The sequence below is a fragment of the Pseudoalteromonas sp. genome (assembly GCF_018402495.1).
GTDB lineage: Bacteria > Pseudomonadota > Gammaproteobacteria > Enterobacterales > Alteromonadaceae > Pseudoalteromonas.
Map to the genome: position 1 here is coordinate 350,427 of NZ_JAGYIU010000004.1, position 24,776 is coordinate 375,202.

The 24,776-nt window shown below is 41.8% G+C and carries 25 protein-coding genes; 18 read left to right on the plus strand and 7 right to left on the minus strand.

Features of this window, described 5'->3' with window-relative positions; all coding sequences use genetic code 11:
• The first annotated feature begins 4 nt into the window (after positions 1-4).
• The 15 genes from rsmH to lpxC all read left to right on the plus strand — a co-directional run bounded on the left by rsmH (position 5) and on the right by lpxC (position 17,263).
• Positions 5-943: a 16S rRNA (cytosine(1402)-N(4))-methyltransferase RsmH gene (gene rsmH, locus KG708_RS14015; protein WP_213610733.1), complete on the plus strand. Its 939-nt coding sequence runs from the start codon at positions 5-7 to the stop codon at positions 941-943.
• Positions 940-1,266, plus strand: coding sequence for a cell division protein FtsL (gene ftsL / locus KG708_RS14020; RefSeq protein WP_213610735.1), 327 nt, complete (start codon positions 940-942; stop codon positions 1,264-1,266). Before rsmH ends, ftsL begins: the two co-directional genes overlap by 4 nt.
• Entirely contained in the window at positions 1,263-3,080 is a 1,818-nt protein-coding gene (locus tag KG708_RS14025; protein ID WP_213610737.1) for a penicillin-binding transpeptidase domain-containing protein, read from the plus strand. The genes ftsL and KG708_RS14025 overlap by 4 nt, the downstream gene beginning before the upstream one ends.
• On the plus strand, positions 3,073-4,551 hold the full coding sequence (gene murE, locus KG708_RS14030) for a UDP-N-acetylmuramoyl-L-alanyl-D-glutamate--2,6-diaminopimelate ligase (RefSeq protein ID WP_213611108.1): 1,479 nt from the start codon (positions 3,073-3,075) through the stop codon (positions 4,549-4,551). Before KG708_RS14025 ends, murE begins: the two co-directional genes overlap by 8 nt.
• Entirely contained in the window at positions 4,548-5,936 is a 1,389-nt protein-coding gene (murF, locus tag KG708_RS14035) for a UDP-N-acetylmuramoyl-tripeptide--D-alanyl-D-alanine ligase (RefSeq protein ID WP_213610739.1), read from the plus strand. Before murE ends, murF begins: the two co-directional genes overlap by 4 nt.
• Positions 5,930-7,012, plus strand: coding sequence for a phospho-N-acetylmuramoyl-pentapeptide-transferase (mraY, locus tag KG708_RS14040; protein WP_213610741.1), 1,083 nt, complete (start codon positions 5,930-5,932; stop codon positions 7,010-7,012). The genes murF and mraY overlap by 7 nt, the downstream gene beginning before the upstream one ends.
• Entirely contained in the window at positions 7,013-8,347 is a 1,335-nt protein-coding gene (gene murD, locus KG708_RS14045) for a UDP-N-acetylmuramoyl-L-alanine--D-glutamate ligase (RefSeq protein WP_213610743.1), read from the plus strand.
• Positions 8,344-9,519 (plus strand): cell division protein FtsW, encoded by a 1,176-nt coding sequence (gene ftsW / locus KG708_RS14050; protein WP_213610745.1) that lies wholly within the window; start codon positions 8,344-8,346, stop codon positions 9,517-9,519. The genes murD and ftsW overlap by 4 nt, the downstream gene beginning before the upstream one ends.
• Positions 9,516-10,592, plus strand: coding sequence for an undecaprenyldiphospho-muramoylpentapeptide beta-N-acetylglucosaminyltransferase (gene murG, locus KG708_RS14055; RefSeq protein ID WP_213610747.1), 1,077 nt, complete (start codon positions 9,516-9,518; stop codon positions 10,590-10,592). The genes ftsW and murG overlap by 4 nt, the downstream gene beginning before the upstream one ends.
• Positions 10,593-12,044, plus strand: a complete 1,452-nt coding sequence (murC, locus tag KG708_RS14060) for a UDP-N-acetylmuramate--L-alanine ligase (protein ID WP_213610749.1) — start codon at positions 10,593-10,595, stop codon at positions 12,042-12,044. It begins immediately after the preceding gene.
• A complete protein-coding gene (locus KG708_RS14065; protein ID WP_213610751.1) occupies positions 12,041-12,961 on the plus strand; it encodes a D-alanine--D-alanine ligase in 921 nt (306 codons plus the stop codon). Before murC ends, KG708_RS14065 begins: the two co-directional genes overlap by 4 nt.
• 1 nt (position 12,962) lies before the next feature.
• Positions 12,963-13,724: a cell division protein FtsQ/DivIB gene (locus tag KG708_RS14070; protein ID WP_213610753.1), complete on the plus strand. Its 762-nt coding sequence runs from the start codon at positions 12,963-12,965 to the stop codon at positions 13,722-13,724.
• 13 nt (positions 13,725-13,737) lie between these two features.
• Positions 13,738-14,970 carry a cell division protein FtsA gene (ftsA, locus tag KG708_RS14075; RefSeq protein ID WP_213610755.1) on the plus strand — a complete coding sequence of 411 codons (1,233 nt, stop codon included), beginning with the start codon at positions 13,738-13,740 and terminating at the stop codon, positions 14,968-14,970.
• A gap of 21 nt (positions 14,971-14,991) precedes the next feature.
• Positions 14,992-16,245: a cell division protein FtsZ gene (gene ftsZ / locus KG708_RS14080; RefSeq protein ID WP_213610756.1), complete on the plus strand. Its 1,254-nt coding sequence runs from the start codon at positions 14,992-14,994 to the stop codon at positions 16,243-16,245.
• Between the two features lie 106 nt (positions 16,246-16,351).
• Positions 16,352-17,263, plus strand: coding sequence for a UDP-3-O-acyl-N-acetylglucosamine deacetylase (gene lpxC / locus KG708_RS14085; RefSeq protein WP_213610757.1), 912 nt, complete (start codon positions 16,352-16,354; stop codon positions 17,261-17,263).
• Between the two features lie 85 nt (positions 17,264-17,348).
• Here the strand turns inward: lpxC and yjjG are convergent, their stop codons facing one another.
• Genes yjjG through KG708_RS14100 form a run of 3 tightly spaced genes read right to left on the minus strand, consistent with a single transcriptional unit; the run spans position 17,349 to position 19,534 of the window.
• The gene (gene yjjG / locus KG708_RS14090) at positions 17,349-18,023 is read right to left on the minus strand and encodes a pyrimidine 5'-nucleotidase (RefSeq protein ID WP_213610758.1); all 675 of its coding nucleotides are present in this window, start codon (positions 18,021-18,023) and stop codon (positions 17,349-17,351) included.
• Positions 18,024-18,034: 11 nt separating this feature from the next.
• Positions 18,035-18,574 carry an inosine/xanthosine triphosphatase gene (yjjX, locus tag KG708_RS14095; protein ID WP_213610759.1) on the minus strand — a complete coding sequence of 180 codons (540 nt, stop codon included), beginning with the start codon at positions 18,572-18,574 and terminating at the stop codon, positions 18,035-18,037.
• Positions 18,575-18,634: 60 nt separating this feature from the next.
• Positions 18,635-19,534, minus strand: coding sequence for a phosphoribulokinase (locus tag KG708_RS14100; protein ID WP_213610760.1), 900 nt, complete (start codon positions 19,532-19,534; stop codon positions 18,635-18,637).
• A 115-nt stretch (positions 19,535-19,649) separates the two neighbouring features.
• Here KG708_RS14100 and KG708_RS14105 point away from each other — a divergent pair, with 115 nt between their 5' ends.
• Both KG708_RS14105 and KG708_RS14110 read left to right on the plus strand, forming a co-directional pair.
• Entirely contained in the window at positions 19,650-20,519 is an 870-nt protein-coding gene (locus tag KG708_RS14105; RefSeq protein WP_213610761.1) for a hypothetical protein, read from the plus strand.
• A gap of 327 nt (positions 20,520-20,846) precedes the next feature.
• Positions 20,847-21,212 (plus strand): hypothetical protein, encoded by a 366-nt coding sequence (locus tag KG708_RS14110; protein ID WP_213610763.1) that lies wholly within the window; start codon positions 20,847-20,849, stop codon positions 21,210-21,212.
• Positions 21,213-21,487: 275 nt separating this feature from the next.
• Here KG708_RS14110 and KG708_RS14115 read toward each other — a convergent pair whose 3' ends face one another.
• The 4 genes from KG708_RS14115 to KG708_RS14130 all read right to left on the minus strand — a co-directional run bounded on the left by KG708_RS14115 (position 21,488) and on the right by KG708_RS14130 (position 24,170).
• A complete protein-coding gene (locus tag KG708_RS14115; RefSeq protein ID WP_213610764.1) occupies positions 21,488-22,168 on the minus strand; it encodes a hypothetical protein in 681 nt (226 codons plus the stop codon).
• Positions 22,169-22,257: 89 nt separating this feature from the next.
• Positions 22,258-22,608, minus strand: a complete 351-nt coding sequence (locus tag KG708_RS14120; protein ID WP_013464070.1) for a DUF2750 domain-containing protein — start codon at positions 22,606-22,608, stop codon at positions 22,258-22,260.
• A 635-nt stretch (positions 22,609-23,243) separates the two neighbouring features.
• Positions 23,244-23,525, minus strand: coding sequence for a peptidylprolyl isomerase (locus KG708_RS14125; protein ID WP_213610766.1), 282 nt, complete (start codon positions 23,523-23,525; stop codon positions 23,244-23,246).
• A 75-nt stretch (positions 23,526-23,600) separates the two neighbouring features.
• Positions 23,601-24,170 (minus strand): glutathione peroxidase, encoded by a 570-nt coding sequence (locus KG708_RS14130; protein ID WP_213610775.1) that lies wholly within the window; start codon positions 24,168-24,170, stop codon positions 23,601-23,603.
• Positions 24,171-24,258: 88 nt separating this feature from the next.
• Here KG708_RS14130 and KG708_RS14135 point away from each other — a divergent pair, with 88 nt between their 5' ends.
• Positions 24,259-24,744 (plus strand): GNAT family N-acetyltransferase, encoded by a 486-nt coding sequence (locus KG708_RS14135; protein WP_213610777.1) that lies wholly within the window; start codon positions 24,259-24,261, stop codon positions 24,742-24,744.
• Positions 24,745-24,776 lie beyond the last annotated feature (32 nt).

Below are 24,776 nucleotides of genomic sequence, written 5' to 3' on the forward strand. Positions count from 1 at the left end.
GCTAATGACAGCGCAATTTGAACACGTATCCGTATTAATGGATGAAACCATAGATGCACTTGCAATTAAGCCAGACGGCATCTACATGGATGGCACCTTTGGACGTGGCGGACATTCAGGGCAGATATTAGCTCGCTTGGGTGATAATGGTCGCCTTCAGGCTATTGACCAAGATCCACAAGCTATTAAATCAGCAGAGAAATTTGCAGACGACCCGCGTTTTTCGATTGCCCATTCTCGATTTTCAAAACTATACGAAGTTGCTGAGCAAAACGATCTTATTGGTCAGGTTGATGGCATTTTACTTGATATTGGTGTGTCGTCGCCGCAGCTAGATGATGCAGCACGCGGTTTTAGCTTTATGAAAGATGGCCCGCTCGATATGCGAATGGATCCTAGTACTGGTCGTAGTGCAGCGCAGTGGTTAGCCGAAGCCGAATTAGATGACATTACCCATGTGATTAAAAAGCTAGGCGAAGAAAAATTTGGTAAACGTATTGCGCACAAAATTTTAGAAGTGCGTGAACACACGCCTATTACCACGACCAAGCAACTTGCTGATTTAGTTGATGAGGCTGTACCGGTTAAAGATAAGTTTAAACACCCTGCAACGCGTACATTTCAGGCTATTCGTATTTATATCAATAGCGAATTAGAGGAAATTCAAACGGCATTACAGGCGGCGATTAAAGTGCTTAAGCCGGGGGGACGTTTAGTCGTTATCTCTTTTCATTCGCTAGAAGATCGCATAGTAAAACAATTTATAAAAAAACAGAGTAAGGGAGAAGCGATACCCAGAGGTCTGCCTTTAACCGATGCACAAATAAATAAAAACCTGACGTTAAAGGCAGTGGGTAAAGCTATTAAACCAAGTGCTGATGAAGTGGCGCGTAATCCACGCTCTCGCAGCTCAGTGCTAAGGATCGCACAGAGGTTGGGATGAGTAAAAAAGCGAGCTATCGCCAGCCCAATTTATTTATCGAAATAATTAAAGGTCTAGGTGCAAACAAAATCACCTTGGCTTTATTGGTTGTGATATTTGTATCAAGCTTGAGCGCGGTGCAAATAACTCACTTATCACGATCGCAGTTAATTAAGCAAGACTCCTTACTTCAAGAGCGTGATGAGTTGGATTTAGAGTGGCGTTATTTTTTAGTGGAAGAAGAGTTTTATTCACAACATGCGCGCATTGAAGAAGTAGCAACGTCACAACTTGAAATGAAGCGGCCAACCAGCCAAGATGAGCAGGTAATCATATTAAGATGAGAACGCGAGGCAAAAAAACAGTCAATAAACTAATCGCATGGCGCTTTATTTTAGTGTGTACGGTGATTTTTTTAGTGTTTGTGACTTTGGTGTCACGTGCTGCTTACTTGCAAGTAATTGAACCCGATAAAGCACGTTCTGAAAGCGATAAGCGCACGGTACGTATAGAAAGACTACATGTACAACGTGGAATGATCTTTGATCGTAATGGTAAAGAGCTTGCCGTGAGTGTGCCTGTAGTGAGTGTGTATGCAGATCCTAAAGCTTTGCATAAATCATTGGTTAGCAAAGTCCTCAGGCAAGCTCGTAAAAATGGTGAAGATCAGCAAACACTGCGTGAAAATGTCGCTGAGCTAAATAAGCGTACTGCCCTGTATTATGAAAACGACTTACGCTGGCGTGAATTAGCCGATGTACTGCGCATTGAACCTAGCAAAATTAATTCGCGATTACTTGATGATCCAAGTCGTCGATTTGTTTACTTAAAACGCCAAGTCACCCCTGCTGTGGCTAATTACATTGGTGATTTACGCCTACCTGGTATTCATTTATTGGATGAATCAAAACGTTATTACCCCGCCGGTGAAGTAAGTGCACATATTATTGGGTTTACCAATATTGACGGAAAAGGTATTGAAGGCATTGAAAAGCTTTACGAAAACGCATTAACCGGTGAAGAGGGCCGCCGCACTATTCGAAAAGATGCGCAAGGGCGTGAAGTTGAAGTACTCGATGAGCGCGAGCGTGTAGAGCCCGAAAACATTCAGCTAAGTATTGATCAACGTATTCAAGCCATTGCCTATAAAGCGGTAAAATCAGCGGTATTAACTTACAAGGCGACATCGGGTTCTGCCATGGTAGTTGATGTAAGAACTGGTGAAGTATTGGCCATGGTCAATAGTCCGTCATTTAATCCTAACAACTTAAGCGGGGCAGCTCCGCATAAACGTCGTAATCGTGCAATTACTGATTTGTTTGAACCTGGCTCAACTGTTAAGCCCCTAGCCATCTTAGCTGGATTAGACTACGGCACAATCCAACCGGATGACGAAGTTGATACCTACCCAGGCTGGATGCGTTTAGGGGGCAGCTTAGTACAAGATACCCGTAATCACGGTGAAATGACGCTGCGCGATATTTTAAAATATTCCAGCAATATGGGCGTAACTAAAATAAGTCAAACCGTTCCAAAAGACTACTTTGTGGGTTTGTATCAAAAAGTGGGGTTTGGTAGTGATAGCGGTACTGGTATGGTAGGGGAAAGCAGTGGTTTATTTTACCCTAACCGCCGTTGGTCAGATCACGAAATTGCAGCGCTCTCGTTTGGTTATAATATTGCCGTGAGTACCGCGCAAATGGCACGTTTTTACGCCATGTTGGGCTCAGGTGGTGTTAACCGCCCGCTTACTGTACTAAAGCAAGATTCTATTCCTGAAGGAGAGCGTATTTTTCAACAAAAAGACGTTGAAGCCCTTGTGCATATGATGGAAAGCGTGTTTGAAAAAGGCGGTACCGCAAGACGCATTAAAGTGGATGGTTATCGCGCTGCTGGTAAAACGGGCACCTCTAAAAAAGCCGCTGCTGGTGGCTATGGTGACGAATATGTAGGTTACTTTGCCGGTATTGCCCCTGCAAGTAACCCGCGGTTAGCCGTTGTGGTATTGATCAACGAGCCCGGTGGAGATGTTTATTATGGCGGTGCGACGGCAGGTCCAGCATTTGCAGAAATAATCTCTAATTCATTAAGAATTTTAAACGTTGCCCCAGATAAAGATTCGGTGGCATTCGTGAAAGGCAAAGATGATGGTGCGTGATTTACACACAATTTTAAAACATTTAGAAATAGATGCAGCACGTTTAATAGTAAACGAGCTACGTTTAGATAGCCGCGATGTCAAACCAGGTGATGTGTTTGTGGCGATAAAAGGGCATCAGCTTGATGGCGGACACTTTATTGATAAAGCGATTGAAAATGGTGCCAGTGCCATTATTGCCGACAGACTTTGCGAGTTTGAAAGTGATTTTGAACCGCTATATTTAGTCTCTGAACTCAACAAAAAGCTGCCAGAATTAGCGTGTCAATTTTACCAGCAGCCTAGCCAACAATTAGACTTAATTGGCGTAACAGGCACTAATGGTAAATCAACAACAACCGCAATGATTGCTCATTTAGCACAATTTTGTGATATCCAAGCCGCTATTATTGGCACCTTAGGTTATGGCCATCCTGATAACTTAACAGCGCTACAAAATACCACGCCTTCGGCAGTTGATTTACAACGTATTTTAAGCAATTTAAGCGATCAGCAATATCGCTTAGTCGCTATGGAAGTATCATCCCACGGTTTGGTGCAGCATCGCGTTGAGCAGTGTCATTTTAAAGCAGCTGTATTTACTAACTTATCTCGCGATCACTTAGATTATCATGGCAATATGAATAGCTATGGCGATGCAAAGTTGATGCTGTTTCGTGATTTTGATGCCACTAATGTCATTCTTAATCAAGACGACGGACAAGCACAGCAATGGATTGAAAAATACAGCTTTAATAATTTAGTGTGTTATGGGCGTAAAAACTTAGCGCCTAAAAATACACAATGTGTTTATTTTAGTGACGTTAGCTATTCAGCTACCGGTATTTCGGCGCAGTTAGCCACAAGTTGGGGGGATGTTGCTATAAAATCCCCACTGTTTGGTGAATTTAATCTTTATAATTTAACCGCCGCTTTAGCAACGCTATTATCGCTAGGTTATCCATTGGCGCAGTTAGCGGCAGGGTGTGAGTATTTACAGCCGGTTGCAGGCAGAATGCAAGCATTTTCAACTCCTAATATGCCTACTTGTGTGGTTGATTATGCACACACGCCTGATGCACTCGCTTTAGCATTACAAGCGCTGCAACAACATGTACCAGGTGGTGTAAGTTGTGTATTTGGCTGTGGTGGCGACAGAGATAAAGGTAAACGTATATTAATGGCGCAAGCCGCTGAACAATTTGCAGACAAGGTGATCATCACCAGTGATAACCCGCGCTCTGAAGATCCTAATGCAATTATTAATGACGTAGCTGCAGGTTTAGCGCACCCAGAGCGTGCCCATTTAGAGGCAGACCGCGCTACAGCAATACAATTTGCTATTAGTAACGCCAAAGCAGGCGAGGTTATTTTAATCGCCGGTAAAGGGCACGAAGACTATCAAATTATAGGTGATAAACGCATCAATTTTTGCGACCGCCAATTTGTACAACAACAATTAAAAAATGCAGTAAGAGGGTCTCAAGCATGATCCCAATGGATTTTGATTGGCTAGCTAACGTGCTAGCAACGGATTATCAGGGTGATAATCGCAAGGTGATAAATATAAACACTGATACGCGTACTTTATGTGATGGTGAAGTATTTTTGGCACTAAAAGGCCCTAATTTTGATGGCCATAAGTTTATTGCCCAGGCTAAACAAAAAGGCGCTATTGGTGTGATTGTTGATCACGCTGTTAATACCGATATTGCTCAATTTGTAGTGCCTGATACACGCATTGCGTTGGGTGAGTTAGGTGCGGCGGTTATGGCAAGTGTGGCACCTAAAACCATTGCTATTACAGGCAGTGTAGGTAAAACCACAGTCAAAGAAATGTGTGCCGCTATTTTATCAAGCAAAGGGGATGTATTAGCGACCAAAGGGAATTTTAATAACGATATTGGCGTACCGTTAACGTTATTGAGATTAGAGCCACAACATCGTTATGCGGTTATTGAGCTCGGTGCTAATCATATTGGTGAAATTGCGTACACCACCGCGATGACCAAACCTGATGTAGCAGTGGTATGTAATGTTGCTGCGGCGCATTTAGAAGGCTTTGGTAGCCTGCAAGGTGTGGCACAAGCGAAAGGCGAAATTTACGACGGGTTAAAAAAAGATGGCATTGCCATCGTCAATTGCGACAGTGACTTCAGCCAATATTGGCTTGATAAGTTAGCAACACGCAATATTAAGTGTATTTCTAGTACTGAAAAGCGCGATATATGGGCTGAGGAGATTCGTTTAGACGATAGTGCACGTGCCAGCTTTACCTTATGCACGGCCGAACAACGAGTACCTGTTACCTTAGCTTTACCAGGTAAACATAATGTTAATAATGCGCTAATTGCTGCCGCTTTGACGCGTGAATTTGATGTGTCGCTTGAGGAGATAGCGCACGCATTAGCCAATATGGGAGAGGTTAAAGGACGGGTTAATCTAATTAAAGCGGGTGACTCTTTAACCATTATTGATGATACCTATAATGCTAACGTTAAGTCGGTAAAAGCAGCGATTGATTTACTCAGTGATATACAAGGTCATCGTATTTTGGCACTCGGAGATATGGGGGAATTAGGTGAAGATGCCCGTAAATATCATCAGGAAGTGGGTGAGTACGCATTAGCGCAAGGGATTGATGAGTTATTTACACTGGGTGTATTAAGTAAGTATGCAAGCGATGTATTTGCGCTGCCAAATCGTCATTTCTCAAACCGTGAGCAAATGCTGCAGCAAATTCAAAATAGCATTAGCAAAGTAGATAAAAAAATTACCCTTGTCGTGAAAGGATCACGCAGTTCTCGCATGGAGCTTTTAGTAACCGATTTAGTTAATGGCCAGCAACAAGCCATCAATGGAGCATCATCATGTTAGTTTGGCTGGCTGAGTATTTAACTCAATATTATAGTGGCTTTAATGTTTTTTCGTATTTAACTCTGCGTGCTATTTTAGGTATTTTAACCGCATTAATGATGTCGCTGTATTTTGGACCTAAGTTAATTCGTGGTTTACAGCGCATGCAAATAGGCCAAACAGTGCGCGACGATGGTCCGCAATCGCATTTATCTAAATCGGGTACGCCTACTATGGGTGGCTTACTTATTTTAGCGGCAATTTTTACCAGCACTTTATTATGGGCAGATCTTTCAAACAAATACGTGTGGGCCACTTTATTTGTAATTGGTTCGCTAGGTATTGTGGGCTTTATTGATGATTACCGTAAAGTGATCCGCAAAGATCCCAAAGGACTTATTGCCAAGTGGAAGTACTTTTGGCAATCGGTAATTGCATTGGTTGTGGCAACAGCACTTTATATGACCAGTACCCAGGCGACAGAGACATCGCTTGTAGTGCCATTCTTTAAAGATGTGCTACCACAGTTAGGGTTGTTTTATATTGTGATTACGTACTTTGCGTTAGTGGGCACGTCAAACGCAGTTAATTTAACCGACGGCCTAGATGGTTTGGCCATTGTACCTACTATTTTGGTGGCTGCGGCACTGGCTATTATTGCTTATTTAACTGGGAATATTAATTTTTCGGCTTATTTACATATTCCGCATTTACCACTGGCGAGTGAGTTGGTTGTGGTGTGTACCGCTATTGTGGGGGCTGGGTTAGGTTTTTTATGGTTTAACACTTATCCAGCGCAAGTATTTATGGGGGATGTGGGTTCATTAGCACTCGGTGGTGCGCTGGGTATAATTGCGGTACTTGTTCGTCAAGAGCTGTTGCTGATAATTATGGGGGGCGTTTTTGTAATGGAAGCGCTGTCGGTAATTTTACAAGTTGGATCTTATAAGTTACGCGGGCAACGTATTTTTAGAATGGCGCCGATTCATCATCATTACGAACTTAAAGGTTGGCCTGAGCCACGGGTTATTGTGCGCTTTTGGATAATTTCTATTGTGCTGGTACTTGCTGGCCTTGCGACATTAAAGATTCGATAAATGCAGTATTTAAACGAGATAAAAAATAAACATATAGCAGTGCTCGGACTCGGTGTAACCGGTCTGGGCATTGTGCGTTTTTTAGTATCTCAATCAATACAGCCTTATGTGGTCGACAGCCGTGAAAACCCTCCCGGTGTTGATTGGCTTTATGAGCACGCAGCACGTTTAAATTCGCACTTTGGTGACTTAGATAACGCAGCGCTTAGTGACTGCGATATGATAATTATTAGCCCTGGGCTGAGTTTAAAAACACCGGCAGTGGCGCAGGCAATTAACGCAGGCGTAGAAGTGATTGGCGATGTTGAGTTGTTTGCGCGCATTAATAAAAAGCCAGTCGTTGCGGTAACGGGCTCTAATGGTAAATCAACGGTGGTGACGCTTGCCTATCAAGTGTTAAAAGCCGCGGGTTATAAAGTGGCACTTGGTGGTAACATCGGGACCGCTGTATTGGATTTGCTCGACGGTGACTTTGATGTATTTGTACTGGAACTGTCGAGTTTTCAGCTTGACACTACCCACAGCTTAAAAGCGATGAGTGCAACTGTACTTAATATCTCAGAAGATCACCTTGATCGTTATGATAGCTATCAAGCTTACATAGATTCAAAACTAAGTATTTATAATGGTGCTGCACACTTAATTGTTAACGCTGATGATATACAAACGCGTCCAGTTGATCGTACGCTAGCGCCAATAATGAGTTTTGGTGAAACACAAGGCGATTACCACTTAGCACAGCACAATAACGAAGCGCACTTTATGGTCAAAGGCGAAGCTTATTTACCTGTAAGTGCTTTAGCCGTGGTGGGTAAGCATAATTATTTAAATACACTAGCGGTAATGGCGTTACTCAGCCCATTTATAATTACTAAGGCGCACTACAAAACCGCATTAGCGCAGTTTAACGGCTTAGCACACCGTTGTCAGTTTGTGGGTGAATTTAATGGCGTTAAATACTTTAACGACTCTAAAGCCACTAACGTAGGCGCAACAGTGGCGGCAATAGATAGTTTAGCGGGTAAGCACGAAAATCTTGTAGTTATTGCTGGTGGTGATGCTAAAGGGGCTGATTTAGAAGTATTAAAGCCTTATATACAACAGCATGTAAAAGCGCTTATATGTTTTGGTAAAGATGGCAAAGAGTTAGCCGCACTGACAACCAAAGGGCAGTTAACTACTAATATGCGAGCAGCTGTTGCCCTTGCTAAACAATTAAGTGCGTCAGGCGATATTGTTTTATTAGCCCCCGCTTGTGCCAGCATTGATATGTATAACAATTATATGCAGCGCGGTGATGATTTTGTGCAGTGCGTGCAGGCGGTGCATTCATGATTGCTTTTGCTGACATAAAAGAGGCACTTACGCCTAAGCCATCAGCACAGCTTTATGATGTGCCCCTACTGTATTGCATGATTATGCTCATTGGCGTGGGTTTTGTGATGGTAACCAGTGCTTCTATGTCAGTAGCCGATAGAATGTTTGACAATGCTTATCACTTTACATTGCGTCACGGTATCTTTTTGGCTTTGTCGTTTTGTTTATTTTGGATCACGACGTTAGTGCCTATGAGTTGGTGGAAAAAAGCAAACCCGTATTTGTTAATGCTGGGGTTAGTGTTGTTAGTTGTGGTGCTTATTGTGGGTCGGGAGGTAAATGGGTCTACACGCTGGATACCTGTTGGACCATTTAATATTCAAGCATCTGAACTGGCTAAGTTATTCTTTTTTAGTTATATAGCCGGCTATTTAGTCCGTAAGCGCAACGAAGTTCAAGAAAACATAAAGGGGTTTGCAAAGCCAATTGCTGTATTTACCGTATACGCTGCGCTTATTTTAATACAGCCCGATCTAGGGACTGTTGTGGTGATGTTTGTGACCACGGTTGGCTTATTGTTTTTAGCCGGTGCAAAACTGTGGCAGTTTCTTGCTTTAATTTTAACCGGTGCTGCACTTGTAACTGGTTTAATTATATTTGAGCCTTATCGTATGGCCCGTGTTTTGGGTTTTTTAGATCCATGGGAAGATCCCTTTGGTCGAGGGTATCAGTTGGTGCAATCGTTAATGGCTTACAGTCAAGGTGATTGGTTTGGTCAAGGACTAGGTAATAGTGTGCAAAAGTTACAATATTTACCTGAAGCACACACCGATTTTATTTTTGCTGTTATTGCTGAAGAATTAGGTTTTTTTGGTGTGTTTAGTATTTTAATCGTGTTAGGTACTTTGGTGTTTAGAGCATTGTTAATTGGCCAACATGCCTTAAAAAATGACAAAGAATATGAAGGGTATTTAGCGTTGAGTATAGGTATTTGGTTTGCGTTTCAAACCATGGTAAATGTGGGTGCAAGTGCTGGAATATTGCCAACCAAAGGGCTCACATTGCCGTTTATTTCTTATGGTGGTTCTAGTTTATTAATGATGACGATCGCTGTAGGGATTTTATTACGTGTTGATTTTGAAACTAAAATGGCAACCAAGCAGGCGACGTCGGGCGGTGCGAGACGATGAGTAAAAAAATAGTCATTGTAGCTGGGGGAACTGGTGGGCATATTTTTCCTGGCATTGCTGTAGCTGATCATCTCAAACAGCAAGGGTGGCAAGTTAGCTGGATAGGCACCGCAGATAGAATGGAAGCTAATGTTGTGCCTAAACACAACATAAATATAGATTTTATTAATGTAAAAGGCGTACGAGGCAATGGTATAAAACGCCTTATTAAAGCGCCATTCATGGTTATTAATGCAATATTGCAAGCGCGTAAAGTATTAAAACAACAACGTCCGGACGTCGTTTTAGCAATGGGGGGGTATGTAACTGGCCCAACAGGTATTGCGGCAAAAAGCCTGGGTATTCCTTTGGTTATTCATGAACAAAATGCCGTAGCAGGCATGAGTAATAGGTGGTTGGCTAAATGTGCTAATCGTGTTTTAGCTGCTTTTCCCAGTGCGTTTGCCAATGGCAAAGCTGAACTAGTGGGTAACCCTGTGCGTCAAAGTGTGGTTGATATTACTAAGCGTGAAGTAACCAGCCCTATAAATATTTTAGTAGTGGGTGGTTCGTTAGGTGCGCAAGTGCTAAACCAAACACTACCTGAAGCATTTAAGCGCTTAAATGATACTTGTGCCATTAATATTTGGCATCAAACCGGTAAAGGGCACCTTGGCAGTGTAAGTGAAAGTTACCAGCAGCAACAAATGGGTAATGAGCAAGTAACCGTTGCTGAATTTATTGATGATATGGATACCGCTTATAGCTGGGCAGATATTGTAATTTGCCGCGCGGGTGCGCTTACGGTCAGTGAAATTGCTGCTGCGGGTAAAATGGCCGTATTTGTACCGTTTCCGCACGCAGTTGATGATCATCAAACCGCGAATGCACAGTATTTAGTGATGGCAGAAGGGGCGTTATTAATGCCGCAAGCGCAATTTAATCAACGCAGTATTGTTGAACTTTTGAGCCCCTATTTAGCCGAACCTTTATTAATCACTAAAATGGCTACCAAAGCAAAACAGCAGGCCATATTAGATGCCACAGCCAGCGTAGCGATGCACTGTGAGCAAGTAACAAATAAGAGAACATAAGTGAAAGAAACATTAATAAAAGAAAAATATACACGCCCAGCGATGCGCCGCATTGAAACTATTCACTTTGTGGGAATAGGCGGTGCAGGTATGGGGGGTATTGCCGAAGTACTTGCTTTTGAAGGTTACCGTATTACCGGTTCAGATATAGCCCACAGCGCGATGACTGAGCGTTTAATTAAAGCCGGCGCTGAAGTGTTTATTGGTCATCATGAGAATAACGTAAAAGACGCCAATGTGGTGGTGGTTTCAAGTGCGATTGATAAGACGAATCCTGAGATTCAAGCCGCACAAGCGGCACGTATACCGGTTGTGCGCCGTGCCGAAATGCTCGCAGAACTGATGCGTTTTCGCCATGGTATCGCTATTGCGGGTACTCATGGTAAAACAACGACAACCAGCTTAATTGCCAGTATTTATGCACAAGCAGGGCTAGATCCAACCTTTATAATTGGTGGTTTGCTTAATAGTGCGGGCAGCAATGCTAAGGTAGGTAAAAGCGACTTTTTAATTGCCGAAGCAGATGAAAGCGATGCTTCTTTTTTGCATTTACAACCTATGGTGTCGGTGATCACTAATATTGAAGAAGATCACATGGAAACCTATGGCGGCAGTTTAGAAAAAATGAAAGATACTTATGTTGAATTCATTCATAACCTGCCGTTTTATGGGTTAGCTGTGGTGTGTATTGATTCAGACGTTGTTGCTGAATTGATCCCACGTTTTGGTCGCCCGGTGATCACTTACGGTGAGTCACACGACGCAGATTATAGAATGAGTGACTTTAGCCAAACAGCGAATACATGCCAATTTACGGTAACTAATAAACAAGGTGAGAGTTTAACCGCCAAGCTGAATATGCCGGGTAAACACAATGCCCTAAATGCAACAGCTGCGATTGCGGTGGCTAAAGATCAAAACATTGCGAATCATGCCATTTTAGCAGCACTTGATACCTTTGAAGGCATTGGTCGGCGTTTTCAGCACTACGGTGAATTTGAAAATGAACGCGGTAGCGTAATGCTAGTAGATGACTATGGTCATCACCCGTCAGAAGTGGCCGCTACTATCACCGCAGCGCGAGAAGGCTGGCCTGACAAGCGTTTAGTGATGGTATATCAGCCACACCGTTATACCCGTACTCGCGATTTATACGAAGATTTTGTAAAGGTATTGGCTGAGGTTGATCAGCTTTTATTACTCGATGTTTACAGCGCTGGCGAAGAGCCGATTGTGGGCGCTGATAGTAAGAGCTTATGCCGCAGCTTGCGTCAACGAGGTAAAGAGCCATTGCATGTAGCCTCAAGTTCAGAGCTTGCGGGGGTGCTTGCTAACTGCCTACAAAATGACGATCTCGTGCTTACACAAGGTGCGGGCAACATAGGTCAGCTGGTTAAAAACTTAGCGGCTACAAATATGTCGATAGAAAAATTACAGCAAGGTGAAGTATGACACAGATAAATTCCCAATTTGGTAAAGTAGCGGTGCTGCTAGGTGGAAACTCAGCAGAGCGCGATGTGTCATTAAAATCTGGCCAAGCAGTACTTAATGCCCTGTTAGCAAGCGGCATTGATGCAATTGCGTTTGATCCACAAAGTCGTTCGTTGTGGGAATTAAACGCATTAAAAGTTGATCGTGTTTTTATTGCTTTGCATGGGCGTGGTGGTGAAGATGGCACAGTACAAGGGGCATTAGAGTTTATGAACCTGCCTTACACTGGCAGTAATGTACTGGGTTCGGCACTGGCCATGGATAAAATTCGTTGTAAGCATTTGTTTAAATCAGCAGGTTTAAGCACCGCACCTTATACTGTGGTTGACGCTAAAAAAGGCTTTGATGCCAATGCTATTATGGCGCAATTTAAAAAGGTGATGGTTAAGCCATCACATGAAGGTTCTAGTATCGGTATGGCACAGGCAAGCTCTGTAAAAGAGCTTGAAGAGGCGCTTACTAATGCATTTAAGTTCGACACCCAGGTGTTGGTAGAACAGTGGATCATGGGTCGCGAATTTACGATTGCTGTGCTTGGCGATGAAGTACAGCCTGTCATTGAAATGAGTACCCCAAATGGGTTTTATGACTATCAAGCTAAATATCAATCAAATACTACGCAATACCATTGCCCTGCTGATTTATCACAGTTGGATAGCGAAAAATTACAAACAATGGCACTTGATGCGTTTGATTTGGTAGGTGCAAGTGGTTGGGGACGAGTGGATGCGATGCAAGATCAACAAGGGCATTTTTACTTGTTAGAAGTAAATACTGTACCTGGCATGACAGAAAAATCATTGGTGCCAATGGCAGCAAAAGCCAATGGGGCAAGTTTTGAGCAATTAGTTGTTCGCATTTTGGAGCAAACCCTTTAATATGCATCCCTTTTTAGAGAAGGCAAAGCAACTAAAACAGCAGCTTAACTGGTCGCTGATTTTTGGTGTGAGTTTTTTTCTAGCGGTGGTGATTGGGCTAATTGAAATAACCAGTGGCGTTTCGCACTGGTTAGTTGAAAATAAAGATGCACAAATTAAGCATTTAACGGTGTTAGGGAGCCCCAAATACACTGATGAAAAAGCAATAATAAAGGCTATAAAAAAAGCAGATTTAACGAGTTTTTTTAAATTAAATGTAAAGCAAGTACAGCGTTTAGTGCAGGAACTACCTTGGGTTGCTACGGTGTCGGTGAGAAAACAATGGCCTGATACCATTCAAGTTTATGTAGTAGAACATCAAGCGGTTGCCCATTGGAATAGTGACTTGTTAATTAATCAAAGCGGTGACGTATTTGAAGCAAAAAGTGATAAATTAAGTGCCACTTTGCCCCAGCTTTATGGCCCTGAGGGCAGTGAAAAAGAAGCATGGTTGGCGTTTAAGCAGCTGGATGAAATGCTTAAAGTAAATGCATTAACGCTCACTAGTCTCGCGCTATCTGAGCGGTTCTCGTGGCAACTTTGGTTAGATAATGGCGTGCGTTTAAATTTAGGACGCAAAGATAAAGCCAAACGCGTTCAACGTTTTATAGACGTTTATTCGCGCCTAGAACAACGTGCTGATGCACAAATAGATGTAATTGATTTACGCTACGATACCGGCCTTGCAGTGAGCTATAAGCCAGTGCAAGAACAGCAATTATAATAAAGAGTAAGGCATGACTAAGTCAGCAGAAAGAAACCTAGTGATTGGATTAGACGTTGGCACTTCGAAAGTAGTGGCTACGGTAGGTGAAATCACCACAGATAACAAGCTCAGCATTGTTGGCGTGGGGAGCCAAATATCTCATGGAATGGATAAAGGCGGCGTTAACGATTTAAATTTAGTGTCTGAGTCTATTCGCCGTGCGATTGATGAAGCAGAGCTGATGGCTGATTGTCGTATTAGCTCGGTTTATTTGGGGATTTCGGGCAAACACATACAATGCCAAAACGAAAGCGGTGTTGTGGCTATTAACAACACCGAGGTCACCGATGAAGACATAGAAAATGTTATTCATATTGCCCGTTCAGTGCCTATTTCAGCTGAGCGCAAAATGTTACATGCTTTGCCACAAGAGTACAGTATTGATATGCAAGAGGGGATTAAAAATCCACTCGGTATGAGCGGTGTGCGCATGGAAGCTCGAGCGCACATTATTACGTGTTCAAGTGATATGGCTAAAAATATAGAAAAGTGTGTAGAGCGTTGTGGGCTTGAGGTAGATCAACTTATTTTTACTGCATTGGCATCATGCTACTCAGTATTAACCGATGATGAAAAAGAACTGGGCGTTGCGGTGCTTGATATTGGTGGTGGCACTATGGATATTACGATTTATATCAATGGGGCATTGCGTCATTCGGCAGTTATACCGGTGGCAGGTAACCAAGTAACCGGCGATATTGCAAAAATATTTCGTACACCTATATCACATGCAGAGGCTCTCAAAGTACAATATGCCTGTGCAAGTAGCCAAATGGCCAGCAATGAAGATACCATTGAGGTGCCAAGTGTGGGCGGGCGACCAGCAAGGCTGATGTCTAGGCACACACTATCAGAAGTGGTTGAACCACGTTTTAGAGAATTATTTGAATTGGCGATGGAAGAAATTCGTCGTTCAGGATTAGAAGACCAAATTGCAGCAGGTCTGGTCATTACCGGCGGGACAGCTAAAATGACGGGTGCCATGGAAGTGGCTGAAGATATTTTTCAAATGCCAGTAAGAATAGGTAAACCAATTGGTGTCGTAGGTTTAACTGATTATGTTGATGATCCTTCGTACGCAACCGCTGTAGGTTTGTTACAATACGGGCGTACTATGCAGTCGATGAATGCACAAAAGTCGAAAGCGGATGATAATAATAATTGGTGGAACCGCATCACAAAATGGTTTCAAGGCGAGTTTTAATACTCAAGTCGGAGAGTAAATATGTTTGATATAATGGAACAACACAGCGAAGAAGCTGTAATAAAAGTAATAGGTGTTGGTGGCGGCGGCGGTAACGCAGTTGAGCACATGGTAAAACAACAAATAGAGGGTGTACGTTTTATTGCAGCGAATACGGATGCACAAGCATTACGTAATTCAGCCGCTGATGTAACGGTACAGCTAGGCACGCAAATAACTTCGGGGTTAGGTGCAGGTGCAAACCCTGAAGTAGGTCGTCAATCGGCTGAAGAGGACGCAGAAACCATTCGTGCCAGCCTTGAAGGTGCCGACATGGTATTTATAGCGGCAGGTATGGGCGGCGGTACAGGTACTGGTGCTGCGCCAGTTGTGGCTAAAATTGCTAAAGAACTGGGTATTTTAACTGTTGCTGTGGTAACACGTCCGTTTGATTTTGAAGGTAAGAAGCGCGCCGCTGCTGCAGAGCAAGGGATTAGCGAACTATCTGAAATCGTGGACTCGTTAATTACTATTCCAAATAATAAGTTACTGAAAGTACTGGGTAAAGGTACAACATTGCTGGATGCATTTGCTAAAGCAAATGACGTGTTATTTGGTGCGGTGCAAGGTATTGCTGAACTGATCACGCGCTCGGGTCTAATTAACGTGGATTTCGCCGATGTACGTACGGTTATGTCTGCAATGGGTACTGCGATGATGGGAACTGCATCAGCATCAGGCCCTGATCGTGCGCAAGAAGCAGCCGAAGCGGCTATTTCAAGTCCGTTACTTGAAGATGTTGATTTAACCGGTGCTAAAGGTATTTTGGTTAACATTACTGCTGGTATGGATATTGCGATTGAAGAATTTGAAATTGTGGGTAACCATGTTAAGGCGTTGGCCTCTGAAAACGCTACGGTTGTTGTGGGTGCGGTAATCGATCCTGAAATGACAGATGAGTTGCGTGTCACCGTTGTTGCAACAGGCTTAGGTGGCGATCGTCGTCCACAGTTTGGTATTGTAGATAACGGCTTTAAAAAAGCATCGGGTTCTGATGTATCAAGTGCTAGCACGCAAACCAGTAGCAGTATGTATGTGCCTAGTTTTGCCAGCCAAGGCTCAAGTGCTGAAGAAGGTACAGGCAATACGCAAGCGCAAACGAAAGAGCAGACAACATCGACTAGCTCAACGAGTTCTGCTAGCAATGCAACGTCGACAAGTAATAAAAAGTCAGATAAGTCTGAAGGTGGTGATTACTTTGACATTCCTGCTTTTTTACGCAAACAAGCGGATTAACATAAAATAGTACTTTTGTGCGAAATGTGAACAAATATTGTAGTGATGCCGTATTTATGTTACAATCCGCCGTCTAACTGTAATATTTACTAAAGTGAGCGAACCTATGATTAAACAGCGTACGATTGCACAAGTAGTCAAAGCCATAGGAATTGGACTTCATAAAGGTGAGAAGGTCACAATAACTCTCCGACCTGCGAGCGCAAATACTGGTATTGTATTTCGTCGTGTCGACCTTGATCCGGTTGTTGATTTTGAAACAACACCTGAAGCCGTTGGTGATACGCAATTGTGTACCTGTTTAATTAACAAAGATGGTGTTCGCTTATCGACCACAGAGCACTTAATTGCGGCAGTTGCAGCAATGGGTATCGACAATTTAATTGTTGAACTTGATAGCTCAGAAGTACCAATAATGGATGGTAGTGCATTGCCATTCATTTATTTATTACAAAAAGGCGGTATAGAAGAGCAAAATGTTGCTAAACGCTTTATTCGTATTAAAGAAAAAGTACGCATTGAAGAAGGTGATAAATGGGCCGAAGTAGAACCTTACGACGGATTCCATATTGATTTTGAAATTGCTTTTGATCACCCTGCAATTAATGAAAGCCGCCAACGCATTGGTTTAGATATTACGGCACAAAGCTTTACTGAAGAGATCAGCCGTGCACGTACTTTTGGCTTTATGAAAGACATTGAATATATGCACGCTAACAACTTAGCACTAGGCGGTAGTATGGATAGTGCAGTGGTACTTGATGAATTTAAAGTTTTAAATCCAAACGGTTTGCGTTACCCAGACGAGTTCGTCAAGCATAAGATATTAGACTGTGTAGGTGACATGTTTATGACAGGTCATAATCTTTTAGGCAAAGTAACTGCATTTAAATCAGGCCATGATTTAAATAATAAGTTGCTACGCAAAATTATGGCAACAGAGTCAGCATGGGAGTGGGCAACCTTTGAAACGCCTGTGACTATGCCTGCACCCGGCCTTGAATTAGCTCATACCTAATTAATATAAGGTTATGCCCCATACAATTATAAAAAATGACGCTAATTAGCGTCATTTTTTTTGTTTGTCAGCACAATACTTATTATCAAAGACCTAATATCGTTTGTAACTGTTTTAACTCAGTTACCTGGTAGGTTGGTTTAATGCCTTCAGGTAAGTTTACTCCAGGGTGCTGTAACCAGCAGGTGTCTATGCCCACATTTTGCCCGCCAAGAATATCACTACTGGCGGTATCACCGACCATTAAAATTTGCTCTTTCGGCGGGTTACCCATTAAGTTAAACGTGTGCTCGAATATTTCTTTTGCAGGCTTAGCAATACCGACTTGCTCAGAAATAACGAGCCAATCAAACATATCTTGCAGCCCAGTATGTGCTAAGCGGCGCTCTTGCAGCTGAGAGAAGCCATTGGTAATAATGCCTAATTTGGCATGGGGTTTAAGCGCATTTAATAACTCAACCGCACCGGGTAAAGGCATACAAATTTCGGCCATTGCTGATAAAAAATCATCATTGAGCTGCTGGGCAGGTACATTAAGCTTATTTGCCAGCTCGCTAAAGCGCGTTACTTGTAAGTGACTGGCGGTGATCTCGTTGTTTTGATATGCAACCCATAATGGTTTATTGGTATTTTGGTAATGGGCATAATCGGCCTCGGTAAAATCCATCTTATAGTTTGCCAGCATTGTTTTAAGCCCAGCAAAGGCATTGAAGCTAAATAAGGTTTCGTCGGCGTCAAATAATACGTAGTGATACTTCATTAAAACATCCATTATTGATTATATAAAGTGGGATTAAGGAAAGGCGCCATGGCAAGTGTTAGCGCTTGAGTATAGGTGCTTTCACGTGTTGCATGATGATTAGTTAATAAGCCAATAGCCCCTCCTTGCTGCTTAATATTGGTGGTATTAAATGCTTTATCTAACACATCTCCAAGCTCTTCACCTTGCAGTAATGCTTTATAGAAAATCCCAGGTAGAGGTAGGTTACTGCTTCGTCCTGTTACTTGCTTTGAGCCATTATCAATAACTACATAGGCAAAGGTTGCTGCACCATAGCTAAATTGTGCTGCGCCGCCCTCCATTGCCACATAGTAGTCTGCTTGATGCTGTGCTTTACAGTAGTTAACGCGATTTTGTGCACCTAAATGAGTTTGCTCTTCACCTAAGGGTTGATCGGGTACATTTGAAGGTGCGTGAACGCCACTACACTCGATTACATGCTCAGGGAAATACATGGTAAAAATGTGTTTAGCGGCATTTATTTTTACTGGGTTTTTAGACCCAACAATAATTTTAATTGGTTGCGACATACTACACTCACACAAGTTAAAACCAGCAGTGTACGTGAGTTAGGATTAACAAAAAAGAGCCTAAATAGGAATTTCAGGCGGGGCTAACTTTGCTAAGGCGCGTTTTTTTAAAATAATGTCTTTTATTAGCGGGGTAAGTACTAATTCCATGGCCAGTGCCATTTTGCCACCAGGGACCACCAAGGTGTTTATACGCGACATAAAACTCCCTTCAATCATCCGTAAATAATACGGAAAATCAACATCATCAATGCCTCTAAAGCGAATAACCACAAAGCTTTCATCAAGGGATGGAATATCTTTAGCGCTAAATGGGTTTGAAGTGTCGACGGTGGGAACTCGCTGAAAGTTTATATGGGTACGTGAAAATTGCGGCGTTATGTGATTGATGTAGTCATCCATACTGCGCACAATTGAGTCCATGACTTTTTCACGAGAATGGCCGCGTTCTGAGGTGTCGCGAATGAGCTTTTGGATCCATTCAAGATTGATAATTGGTACCATGCCGATGAGCAAATCAACATGTTTGGCAACATCATGATCTTCATCTACTACACCGCCATGTAGGCCCTCGTAAAACATCAGATCAGTATTTTTTTCAAGTTCTTGCCAAGGAGTAAATGTGCCTGGTAATTGATTATAAGGGACAGCTTCGTCAAAGGTATGTAAGTAACGGCGTAGTTTTCCTTCACCTGTTTCACCGTATTTAGTGAATAAATCTTCTAATGCGCCAAAGTCGTTGGCTTCTCGGCCAAAATAGCTGATGTGTTTACTTTCTTGTTGTGCTTCACGGATTTTTTTGTCCATTTCAGGACGTGTATAACGATGAAAACTATCACCTTCGACAAATGCAGCATTAATATCAAGACTACGAAAAATATGCTTCACGGCGCTGGTGGTTGTTGTAGTGCCTGCTCCAGATGAGCCGGTAATTGCAATAATGGGGTGTTTAGCTGACATGTTTATTCTCTTTTTTATGACCCGTTAGTTATAAAGACCTTACTAAGCTAGGTCAAGTGACGTCATCAGTAAATAACGTTATCATGAGGTGCTTAAAATTAAAACGAGAGAAAGCATGAAACTGATCAAACCATTGTTAGGGCTAATAACAATTAATGCTTTGACATTAGGCGTTGCCCAAGCAAATATGCCTAAAAGTCAAATACTACTTGCCGATTTAAATACACCTCATGGTATACGCGTAAGCTTAGTTACGGATAAGACTCGTTATAATAATCAGCCTCATTTAACCGATACGGGTCTATATTATACGCGTGAGGTAATCAGTAATAATCAAAGTCAAACCGATATTGCGTTTTATAATTTATCATCAAAAAAAACGGTTATGATTACTAATACGCCACAAAGTGAATACTCGCCCACGTTAACACCGGATGGGCTGCATTTGTCGGCTATTGTGGTTGAAGACGATGGCAAACAAAAACTATGGCAATACCCGTTGGCATCTGAGTTGGCTGCAAGTCGTATTTTTGATTGGATTGAACCTGTAGGTTATCATGCTTGGGGAAGTAAAAATGATTTAGTGATGTTTATTTTAGGTGAACCGCACACGCTACAATATACTACGGTTGCTGCGGCAAAAGGTGAGGTGGTAGCAAGTGATATTGGTCGCACGCTTATTTATAATAAAGCGCAGGCTGAGTTTTTGTTTAGTTATAGTCAGCACGGTCAGCATCATCTAGCACGTTTTGATCCGCAAACAAAGCAGGTCAGCAATATACTCAGGCTACCAAATCAAGTGCAAGACTTTATCCTCAAAGATGAAAATACGATTGCTTACGCGATTAAAAACCGTGTTTATCAACGACACTTAAAAGGTGGCTCTGATATATCGCAATGGCTTGATTTAACAACATATTGCGATAACGAAATAAGCCGTATGAGTTATAAAAATCAGCAGCTGGCTTTTGTATGCAGTGAATAAATTCGGACTTTCACTCATGCATGAGTTAGTCTAGGGTCTGTTGACCTTTGCGGATTAAAATTTGTTCAAACTAGGGGCAGTTTAATCGCGGCGCTTGGTTTGTAACCTAGTGGGCTAAGTAAAAACCGAGCAACAAAGAGTAAATTGCTCCTAGGCAGAACCCGAAGGGCAGCGCCTGTTTGGCATTGATGCTGCGTTATCACCTATTTATGGGGAATAACCACACCACATAGGCTTTGCCTTGCCTAAATACCAAACAGACTGCTGCAAATTTAACCTTGAAAGGTCAACAAACCCTAACCTCTATTAAATAAAAAGGAAAGTCACGTGGCATTTAGTGCAGACGAGTTAACCGAGCAGCTGATCAAACTAGAGTGTAGAAGTAACTTTAAAATTAAAAACATAGCTGAGTATATGCTAGTAAACTCTAAAGAAGCGTTTTATACCCATGCTGAAACGGGTAAGGGGAAAATTGTGATCCGCCCTGCATTTGAAGTCTTTAGTGACGATTTTACCGATATTGACGGAGTTGTGCGTACTCAAGGGTATTTTCATAGTAGTGAAATGACCCGATTTCCTACCCGTATTTATAAAAGTGCGCAGCCGATTCATTATGGTGTTGCTTTTAAAATTAACTCTGAGCAAGCAGCGAAAGAATTTATAGCCAAGCTCACAATGATTATTGGTAATTAATACTAGTTTTATTAAAACATAATCATTCTAGCGTATTAAGTAACTCGCTATCTGCGTTGAAAATTATTTATATAGAACAAGTATATGGCATAAATTTCGCCTTGTGAACGACTTACTTCCTTGTTGCTACGATAGATCACTAATGTAATTGGTACAAATAAAGGCTAGAATCGGATAATTAAAAACCGCTAAGTTCTCACTTGGCGGTTTTTTGTTACTTAATAAAAAATTTAGGCTTATCAGTTGAAAACATCACCATAAATAACTTACTAAAATTAGTAGCTGTCTCGAGCTATAAACCGTTGCCAATGAATATGAGAATTGATCACGCGGATCTGTTGAAGCACTGTATTTAACAAGGGTATGTCGGTAAAGTGATCTTGTGGGTAATCATTAAAGCCCATTAAGTAATTAAAGCAATCTTTAGAGCCAGCTTGCAGGGCATAAATACGAATTTGCTGTTCAAAGTTAAGCCGTAAACTACTAATTGCGGTTTTCATACCGAGCTGATCTACCGAAGGAATGGCACATTTTTGCAAATATCCCGCGCGTTCACCCTCTCCTGAAAACCATATGCGCACTTTTTCGCTATAGCGCCCTGTTTTAGCGGGAAGATCAAACATTAAACGGGAGTGATTTTGTGCTTCTACATAAGCTAAATAGTCATTAAATCCGGCACTAATAAGGGCATGATGAACAGGCACCAAACGTGGCTTAATTTTACCGTGTGTATGAAAGCTAAAGCACAGAATATTATTTTTAAGTATTAGGTCATCAAGGGTTAAGCAGCCAATTTCATCACTGTAAGCGCCACTATAATAAGTAATTAAGGGCAGCCAAAAGTGCCAGTGTTTGGGCTGTTCACGGGCAAGCCTTATATCACTATAAATATAACCGTTATAGAGCGTATGCAGCTCCATGGCTGAAAATGGACGACGACCAAGATGGGTTTTCAACGTATTACCTTGACAGTTTTTATTATTTTTATATCCCAACTAACCGTTGCTGTTAGTTGGGATAATGTCAGCGAACTAACGCCTAAAACTTATTCGCTTAGCGCGCGAGCTAAACCAACTGGCTCAATTTCTACACACACCTGATCGTCATTCCAATTTAAACCTACGAGTGCATCATCAGATTTAAGGTCTTCAACCCAATCATCTAAAAACTCATCAAGGTTAATTTCTACAGGGCTGTAGTCTTGCCACTCTTCTTTACACTGTGCTTGTGCTGCGTCTTGTGATTCCCACAGTAAAAGTACATCGGTGTCGTCAAACTGATTTGACTCACATACAACAAAGCCACCATCATCGGCACCCAGTGCCCAGATCTGCTCACTAACACGTACTTTTTCTACAAAGCTAACTAGTTGTGATTCAATTTCGATATCGCTCATGTATCCACCTTTTAAAATTTAAGTCGAGGGTTGGTATTTTTAGTCGCTTGACGCTGACTAAACGCCTCATGAAACTTAACTAATTGCGTCTGCGCGCTAAAATCGGCTAGTTCACGAAAGCGTATCCGATCAAGTAAGCAGTATAAACTGATGTGGAGGCATTCACAGCTTTTAAATTCATCATCGCATAAATGATCATTTAAATAGTGTGATATTTGCGCAACTCGCTCATTTTGCAGATTAAAAAAATAGCTTATCGGCTTGCATATCAAATCCAGAAAGTTGGCATAGCAATAGTTCAACAAATGAATCATTGTAGGTCCTAATTAAAAATGCTCTTGAGGTCATATAAGTGGAGGTTGTTGGTTTTTTTAAGTAATACCAACCTGCATAAATATTTGAACAATTTAGGGCTGGCATGCCAGCGACTAAGTATAGGAATTTTAGCCGTTGGATTTTTTGTGATTACCAAGGGCCTTAATAAATTCAAGCGCATAATTGTTTTTTTCTGCCCAGATTCTAACGCGCTGAACATAAGGGGAGGGAATAGAGCCAAATAATTGCATAATGGGGCTTTTGCCAATTCCACATAAATAAAAAGCCGCTGCTGCGGCTTTATAAAAAAATCAATTTGCTTACTCTGAACGGCTGGTTACTTCTAATAAGTGGTAGCCAAACTGTGTTTGTACAGGGCCTTGTACTTGATTTAGTGGTGCTGAGAAAACCACTGTGTCAAACTCAGGAACCATCATGCCAGGTCCAAATTCTCCTAGTGCACCTCCATCTTGACCCGATGGACAATTAGAGTGCAATTTAGCCAGTTCTGCAAAGTCTTCACCTTGCTCAATTTTTTCTTTAAGGTCTAAACATTGTGATTCACTGTCTACGAGTATGTGCCTTGCACTTGCAACTGCCATAAGTTCTCCTACCTGTAAGTTTAGTTTTTAAATCTGATAACCACATCTTAGTAAGGTTAAACTGAAAACACAAAATTAAAATGCACTTTTGATTGCGCTTTCCAGTTTTGCTGAATCTGGTGCTACGCGACTATTAAAACGTTTGATAGTTTTGCGATCCGCTGAAACCACGTATTTATAAAAATTCCAATTAGGTGAACTCGTTTGTGCGTTTAAATGCTTAAAAATAGGATTGGCATCACTGCCGCGCACTGCGCTGGTGGCCAGCATAGGGAAGGTAACACCGTAGTTTATGTAGCACACTTTGGCAGTGTCTTTTTCATCGTTTTCTTCTTGAAAAAAGTCATCTGATGGAAAACCTAACACCACTAAACCTTGTTCTTTATATTTTTTGTAGAGTGCTTCTAATCCTTCAAATTGCGAAGTAAAACCGCAGTTACTTGCGGTGTTAACAATTAAAAGAGGTTTGTTTTTAAATTCACATAAATTAAGGGTGTCGGTTGAGCGAAGCTTTCTAAGAGAAACATTAGTGAAGTCATTGCAGGTGTTAGCTTTAACTGAAGGTGTATTGGCGTCTGTGGCATTAATGTTTAGCGAAACACCACTTAGTGTTAAAGTTAAACCGAATATTATTTTTTTTATCATGCTATTACCTTGAGTGCGCAATGTGGGTATTTATGTGACTTATCATACGCTACTATAAGATAAATTGATCAATTAAACTTATTTTTCTATGACTATACGATTAGCAAAACCTGATGATTTAACTGCCATTGTTGCCATTTACAATGAAGCTATTCCTAGTCGAATGGTTACCGCAGATACCGAAGAGGTCACCGTTGCTGATAAACAATCATGGTTCGATAGCCATACCGCTAAAAGACCTATTTTTGTTTACTGCGAAAATGACCAAGTATTAGCGTGGGTTAGTTATAAATCATTTTATGGTCGTCCAGCTTACAACGGTACTGTTGAACTAAGCATTTATATAACTGCAGCAGCACAAGGTAAGGGGCTAGGTAAAAAACTCATGCAATTTGCGCAACAACAGGCAAAACAATTGGATATAGAGGTGTTGCTTGGATTTATTTTTAGCCATAACACGCCAAGTATTAAATTGTTTAAGCATTTTGATTTTACTGTTTGGGGAGAGCTACCTAATGTAGCTAAAATGGATAGCCAACTTTATAGCCTAACTATTTTTGGTAAACATTTATAATACGAGGTAAAAACGGTGTTTGCTCCAAAACA